The organism is Acetivibrio straminisolvens JCM 21531, from assembly GCF_000521465.1.
Lineage (GTDB): Bacteria > Bacillota > Clostridia > Acetivibrionales > Acetivibrionaceae > Hungateiclostridium > Hungateiclostridium straminisolvens.
The window spans coordinates 1-6000 of record NZ_BAVR01000104.1; the positions used below are offsets into that span (position 1 = coordinate 1).

10 protein-coding genes are annotated in these 6000 nt (G+C 35.3%); all 10 read left to right on the forward strand.

Features of this window, described 5'->3' with window-relative positions; translation table 11 throughout:
* Positions 1 to 28 precede the first annotated feature (28 nt).
* The 10 genes from JCM21531_RS24680 (at position 29) to JCM21531_RS16400 (ending at position 5860) form a co-directional block, all read left to right on the forward strand.
* Positions 29 to 196: a transposase family protein gene (locus tag JCM21531_RS24680; protein ID WP_369347726.1), complete on the forward strand. Its 168-nt coding sequence runs from the start codon at positions 29 to 31 to the stop codon at positions 194 to 196.
* A 252-nt stretch (positions 197 to 448) separates the two neighbouring features.
* Positions 449 to 703: a transposase gene (locus tag JCM21531_RS19055; RefSeq protein WP_043581907.1), complete on the forward strand. Its 255-nt coding sequence runs from the start codon at positions 449 to 451 to the stop codon at positions 701 to 703.
* A 48-nt stretch (positions 704 to 751) separates the two neighbouring features.
* Positions 752 to 949, forward strand: coding sequence for a hypothetical protein (locus JCM21531_RS18090; protein ID WP_054847166.1), 198 nt, complete (start codon positions 752 to 754; stop codon positions 947 to 949).
* Between the two features lie 109 nt (positions 950 to 1058).
* Positions 1059 to 1469 carry a MarR family transcriptional regulator gene (locus tag JCM21531_RS16370; protein WP_054847167.1) on the forward strand — a complete coding sequence of 137 codons (411 nt, stop codon included), beginning with the start codon at positions 1059 to 1061 and terminating at the stop codon, positions 1467 to 1469.
* A gap of 5 nt (positions 1470 to 1474) precedes the next feature.
* Positions 1475 to 2056: a flavin reductase family protein gene (locus JCM21531_RS16375; RefSeq protein ID WP_038291431.1), complete on the forward strand. Its 582-nt coding sequence runs from the start codon at positions 1475 to 1477 to the stop codon at positions 2054 to 2056.
* Between the two features lie 173 nt (positions 2057 to 2229).
* On the forward strand, positions 2230 to 2463 hold the full coding sequence (locus JCM21531_RS16380; protein WP_038291432.1) for a hypothetical protein: 234 nt from the start codon (positions 2230 to 2232) through the stop codon (positions 2461 to 2463).
* A gap of 30 nt (positions 2464 to 2493) precedes the next feature.
* Positions 2494 to 2925 carry a RidA family protein gene (locus JCM21531_RS16385; RefSeq protein ID WP_038291434.1) on the forward strand — a complete coding sequence of 144 codons (432 nt, stop codon included), beginning with the start codon at positions 2494 to 2496 and terminating at the stop codon, positions 2923 to 2925.
* 374 nt (positions 2926 to 3299) lie between these two features.
* Positions 3300 to 3836, forward strand: coding sequence for a DUF4865 family protein (locus JCM21531_RS16390; RefSeq protein ID WP_038291435.1), 537 nt, complete (start codon positions 3300 to 3302; stop codon positions 3834 to 3836).
* A 488-nt stretch (positions 3837 to 4324) separates the two neighbouring features.
* Positions 4325 to 4966, forward strand: coding sequence for a CPBP family intramembrane glutamic endopeptidase (locus JCM21531_RS16395; RefSeq protein WP_038291436.1), 642 nt, complete (start codon positions 4325 to 4327; stop codon positions 4964 to 4966).
* A gap of 255 nt (positions 4967 to 5221) precedes the next feature.
* Positions 5222 to 5860 (forward strand): flavodoxin family protein, encoded by a 639-nt coding sequence (locus JCM21531_RS16400; RefSeq protein ID WP_038291437.1) that lies wholly within the window; start codon positions 5222 to 5224, stop codon positions 5858 to 5860.
* The last annotated feature ends 140 nt before the right edge of the window (positions 5861 to 6000 follow it).

Here is a 6000-nt window from a genome sequence, read left to right on the forward strand (position 1 = left end):
TTATGAAATAAAGGATGGCAAATGCTATATAACAGTAGCTTCTAACCACAAAGAAGTAACATGTCCATTTTGCGGCCGGCCATCATCCAGAATACATTCCACATATAACAGAACATTTCAGGACCTCCCAATACAAGGTAATAAGGTATTTATTATTATACGTAACAGAAAGATGTTTTGTGATAATTCTGATTGAAATCATACTACTTTTGCAGAAAGGTTTGATTTTATCTCCTATAAAGCGAAGAAAACCCGTCGCCTTGAGGATGAGATTGTACGACTATCAATAAATTGTAATTCCGTTGCAGCATCTAAAGATCTAAAGGAAAATGTTGTAGATATCGGTAAAAGTACAGTTTGCAATCTCTTAAAAAAACAAACACCTGTTGTTGACAAAAAGACTATAACAGCTGTTTGCAAGTGGTTAAGAACATATCCAAATTTTCTTGTGATATCTAGAGATGGGTCTATTACCTATGGTAATGCAATCACAGATGCACACCCGGAAGCTTTACAAATATGTGATCGTTTTCACTTACTGAAGAATCTAACCTTATATGTAACAGAATATCTAAAAAAGAGATTGAAGCCACAAGTTCTAATACAAGCTGTAAGCGGGGAAACTAAAAAGATGGAAGCAATTAAACAGGTGGATGAAAATAGAAAACTTACATTGAAAGAAAAATATGAAAAGATAAACTAACTCCTATTAGAAGGAAAACGCAAAACAGAGATTTGCCGAAGCTTAAATATGGATGTACGAGCTTATGACAAGCTAATGGCAATGACTCCTGATGGAAGGGAATTTAAGAGGATTCTAATTAATAAAAATGTTGGAGCCTTTGAAAAATGGATAGAGAAAGTAAAAAATCTAAGCATACCGGAAATTACGAACAACCGTAAATTCGGAACACTTGTCTCATTTCTTTATGCACTACTACTAGAATGATAATAAAGTTTGTTATGATATTGACAAATAATATTCTATATAGTATTGTACTATATAGAACTATACAATAAAGGAGGTAATTATAACGAAGACATATGGAGGTTTCCTTTTGTCCCGTATTCGGCATCTTAGCGGACGAGTGTTTGAAAAACTGTTAAAAGAAAGCGGCGTCGACGTTTTTAATGGTGCGCAGGGCCGCATACTTTATGTGCTGTGGGAGCATGGACAGTTAACAATCACGGAGATTGGTCGGTTGACTTCATTGGCTAAAACGACACTTACCAGTATGCTCGACCGAATGGAAGCGGGGGGATTGATAGAAAGAATACCCGACAAAAGAAACCGCAGGCAGGTATTTATATCGGTGACGGAAAAAGCAAAAGGTTACCGTGAAAAATATGACTTGATATCGGATAAAATGAGCGAAATATTCTATGATGGTTTCACGGATGATGAAATCATCGGTTTTGAGAACCAACTCAGACGAATCATTAAAAATCTTGAGAAGGAAGGAGTATAAGTATAATGGAAAGAATATCCAACGGTCCCGAGAATAAATTTTGTCCGCAGACATTGTATTTGTATGGTACTTATAAAGAGGATGGAACACCGAACTTTGGTTTGTTCTGCTGGTTCAGCTACTTTCATGATGGTCAGTTAGGGGTTATGTGTTGTATCGGAGGAGAAAAACTGACAAAAGACCGTATCAAAGCAGGAAAAGTATTTTCTGCAAACATGGTAACCGAATCTTTGCTTCCAGTTGCTGACTATCTGGGAAACACGGAAGGATATAAGTCCGGAAAGATGGATATTCCGGTTGAAATTGAGCAAGGTAAGGTGTTGAATGTACCGATACTGAAAGACAGTCCCTGGGTTTTTGAGCTGGAAGTCCAGCAATCCATACCATTAAATGGCAGTGAGATCTTTCTCTGTAAAATTCATAACACAATAATAGCCAAAGAACTTAAAGATACATCTTTAAGTGTAGATGAACGGTTACGTTTAGCTGCCCCTGTAACATGGATAGGAGAGGGACTATATTATACCCTGAACTATAAAACATTAGGAACGAATGGCGACTGGAAAGACTTATTCAGTAAAAGGTAATAAACAGCCTAAGGTATGATAAGCATGAGTCTATGTAAGGTGGGGTTTGGAGAAAGCTATTGAGAGTCTTTGAAGAGAGTATCGGAGAGCGGCACGAAGACGGCACAGTTGACCCACGTAAGGTAATTTTCGTTTATAAGGGGGATACAATCCCCCGCCATACTCTCCGGTAAGTGGTAACAAAACGTGTTCCTATGCAGCAGACTACACATCTGGAGACGGTTGTTCTTTTGTCTCACGAAAAACCTGATTTTGGTAGCATAAGAAAACAGACTTTAGACCAGGATAGAGTCAGAGCATGGATAAGAAAAACATTGAAAGATACAAGGTTTTTGGCTTCGCTTCGTGAGCCTAACCATCTAGATATTAAAATATATAATTCGAATCAACAATGTAAGAATTACTAAAAAAATGAATAAATGGAGGTAAATGTACTGATGAGTAGGTTAAAGGTGAAACATAGTAATCCGGAGGGGCTATTTGATTCAAGAGTTTTTAGTCAAGTGGTTACAGTTAGCGGTAATGCAAAGACAATATATATCGGTGGACAAAATGCTATTAACTCTGAGGGACAATTAATAGGTCGGGACAACTTAGAACTGCAAACAAAGCAGGTACTAAAAAATATTCAGACGGCTCTGGCCGCTGAAGATGCAACTTTCAATGATGTTATCAAGCTCAATATTTACATGGTTAATGGGTGCGATCCGGCAGTCGGATTAAAAGCATTTATGGAATCAATTGGCGAACTGGAAAAGCCTCCTTTGATCACAGTTCTCAAAGTCGCTGGTCTTGCAAATCCTTTATGCTTGATTGAAATTGATGCGATTGCTGTAGTTGAAGAAAAAGGGGATTGCTTGGGATGGTGAATTCTTCCAGATTGGAACGAAAAATCCAATGCCCAGAGGTTAAAGCCTAGCAACATAGTGGATATGTTCCCGCGAACGGCGATTTTTCAAAAATCACCGAAAAACCCATTGACATGTTCCCACGTACAGATGCGATAAAAAATAGCTCGCAGACATCAATTCTATCAACTCGAGCCATGTGGAGACGGTTGTTCTTCTGTCCCACGAAAAACCTGATTTTATTAGCATAAGAATAGATTGTACAAGCAATAGACTTTTAACGAGGATAGAGTCAGTGGAAGGATAAGAAAAATATTGAAAGATACAAGGTTTTTGGGCTTTGCTTCGTAGGCCTAACAATCTAGATATTTAAGTATATGAAAGGAAGTTGAAGTATGATTGCATCACAATACAAGATAACACTACCCAGCAACTATGATATGGATATCATAAGAAAGAGAGTCAAGGACAACGGCTATAAAACAGATGGATTTGATGGTCTGAAGTTCAAACTTTACTTAATCACAGAAAAGGGGATAAATAATAACTTACAAAATAGTTATTCCCCATTGTATCTTTGGAAAGATTGTGAAGGATTAAATAAATTCTTATTTGAGGGGTTTTATGACAATATTTTAACATCATTTGGATGGCAGAACGTAAATATTGGAGTCCTGTTAATTGATGAAACAACGCAAAGAATTCAAGAGTCAAACTTCTTATTTGAAGTTGTAGGAGAAATAGAGCCGAAAGAAAGCTTGAGCAATTTTAAAAAAAGCATCAAAGACGCGATACCGAAAATTGATGCAGAGTATATAATTATTTATAATCCGGACAAATGGAAATACCATGTGTTTTATTTTGTTGATGATTTAGAAAAAGTGAAAACAGAAAAAGGTGTGATTTATACCATCCTTCATATATCACAATAAAAAACGAGGTATTTTTCGAGGTTTCCGGGAACATGTATGTTTGACCACTTGGCCTTGTCGTGTTATCAAATGTTTTTTATTAGATTTGTGCGAAATCAGTACCTGATAAAATAAATTCATTCGCTTCTCTCACCATAACATATATCATCGGTGCGGTGGCGTCGGAAGAAAGCAATTTTTAAATTTTCACTATGTGGAAATTCGATTGAAATATTGGGGAATCTTCACTTGACAAAAGCAATACATCTCTGTAATAATGAAATGAATATTATTCAGGAGATATTCTAAAAAAATAGATATTGAACATGAGTGAACCAATAAAGCAACATTATGTTCTACAAGCCTATTAAGAATTTTTTGCACAACGAAGAGATAAAATATGGCAAATAAATGTAGTCGATAAAAAATAAAAAGTCTTATTCTTTCATGTGGGGTATGCGAAGTGTAGATTCTGAGGAGATTAAGGCGGTGCTTATGTTAGGTGGTGAGTGTTAGTTGAAAAAATCTCTAATATATCCTTTGGTAATATATTTTATGATATTGGTTTTTGGATTTTGGCTTGGTTATTAAAGACGAATCTATTGGATAATGTGCAATTTTTTGTATCATCATTTGGTAGTTTTCTTTACTGGACTTTGTCAAAAATAATTATATGGATACTCCCCTGCATTTTATTTTTTAAACACAAAAATATAAAAGTTTCTGATATTATAATAACAAAAGATAAAAGCTGGCTTAAATGGGGAGGCCTAATCGGAATTTTAATAGCCGTACTAAATATTATTTTTAATGTTATTTCAAAACAAAGAATTTGGAATGTTGAACTTAGTTTTGCATTTTTAAACGCCGCTATTATGGCTCCACTGCTTGAAGAATTTTTGTTCAGAGGTTTTATTCTGAATATGCTTCAGAAAGAGCTGCCATTTTATATAGCTAACATTATTACATCGGCTTGTTTTCTAATTATGCACATACCGGGATGGTTTTTTATGGGTGTAATAAGTGCAAATTTCTATAATCTCACATTTATATCAATATTTATTCTAAGTCTTATCTTTGGATATGCATTTAAAAAAGGAAATTCTATAAAATCAAGCATTATAGCACATATATTAAATAATATAACTTAATTATGAAATTTCTTTACAGCTTGCGTTTGCTTTATCTACATAGGGAAAATCTGTCGCCTAAACACGTAATTCTGTGATCTTTGCAGTTGCTTTTGTGCAAATTTATTTAGTAAAAAAAGGAGCTTTAAACGAGACGACGATGCTGTGTTGACTATTCAATAAGGCAACAATTTAATTTATTTGTTGATACATAAAGTGGGAAAATGTGATTTAAAACTAATTAAGAATAACAGAATTGAGTTTGGAGGCATGAGGATGAAAAATATTGTTGCAATTAATGCAAGCCCACGCATCGGTTGGAACACAAGCCAATTGGTAGAGGCGGCTGCAAAAGGGGCAAAAGAAGCAGGAGCAGTTGCAGATATCATTGATCTTTATAAGCTGGAGCCTTTTCAAGGATGTATCTCATGTTTTGGATGTAAACTTCCAAAGACCTTCGGGAGATGTGTTTCTAAAGACGGTTTGTCAGAAGTCTTGGATAAAATTCGTAAAGCAGATGGACTTATTCTCGGCTCACCAAATTATCTTGGGAATATGACAGCGGGATTTAGAGCGCTTTACGAACGTCTGGTATTTCAGTCCCTGACATATAATAAGGAACGGCCCAATTGCAATGAGCATATGATTCCGGTTCTTTTCATCACTACAAGTAATTGTGATGAAAGCATTTATAATAAAATAGGTTATACAGCTATGTTGGAAGGCTATAAAAACATGTTGGAACGCTTTGTTGGTCCCGCGAAAATCATGATCTGCGGAAATACGTTGCAGGTAGATGATTATAGTAAATACGACTGGACCGTTTTTGATCCGGTTCAGAAAAAAGTCAACCATGAAGTGGCATTTCCACTTAAATTAAAAGAAGCATATGAGTTTGGAGCAGGACTTGTTTAACTGTTTCCGGCTACATGGTCATTAATTTTCTATTTAAAAATATTAATTATTCTATTCTTGATGTGTACAAAAATATCTGCTTTAACAAGGAAGTATCGGTAGCAATTTTTTTATTTTCGTTGACACTTTCAAATATTTAT

Coding starts and splice junctions, on each gene's coding strand:
- JCM21531_RS18090 (WP_054847166.1), top strand. CDS start 752: ATGGATGTACGAGCTTATGACAAGCTAATGGCAATGACTCCTGATGGA.
- JCM21531_RS16375 (WP_038291431.1), top strand. CDS start 1,475: ATGGAAAGAATATCCAACGGTCCCGAGAATAAATTTTGTCCGCAGACA.
- JCM21531_RS16385 (WP_038291434.1), top strand. CDS start 2,494: ATGAGTAGGTTAAAGGTGAAACATAGTAATCCGGAGGGGCTATTTGAT.
- JCM21531_RS16390 (WP_038291435.1), top strand. CDS start 3,300: ATGATTGCATCACAATACAAGATAACACTACCCAGCAACTATGATATG.
- JCM21531_RS16400 (WP_038291437.1), top strand. CDS start 5,222: ATGAAAAATATTGTTGCAATTAATGCAAGCCCACGCATCGGTTGGAAC.